Annotated in this window: 1 protein-coding gene; it reads left to right on the top strand. The window is 58.5% G+C overall.

Annotated features, from left to right (window positions below; translation table 11 throughout):
- Positions 1 to 272 (top strand): 6-carboxytetrahydropterin synthase (locus tag B3V69_RS06880; protein ID WP_296445036.1); only part of this gene is annotated, 272 nt, incomplete at both ends.

Below are 272 nucleotides of genomic sequence, written 5' to 3' on the forward strand. Positions count from 1 at the left end.
AAGCTGGAATTCGATGCCGGCCACCGCATCCCCGACCACAAGAGCCAGTGCCGCAACCTGCACGGGCACCGCTATACCCTGCTCATCACGCTGGTCGGCGCGGTGATTGACAAAGACGGTCAATCCGACAACGGCATGGTGATGGATTTTTCCGATATCAAGACGCTGGCCAAGACCCATCTGGTCGATCTCTGGGACCATGCGTTTCTGGTCTACCGCCACGACACCAGTGTCCGGCAATTCCTGGACAGCCTGCCCGATCACAAAACCGT

It is taken from the genome of Rhodoferax sp. UBA5149 (assembly GCF_002413825.1).
Classification (GTDB): Bacteria; Pseudomonadota; Gammaproteobacteria; order Burkholderiales; family Burkholderiaceae_C; genus Rhodoferax.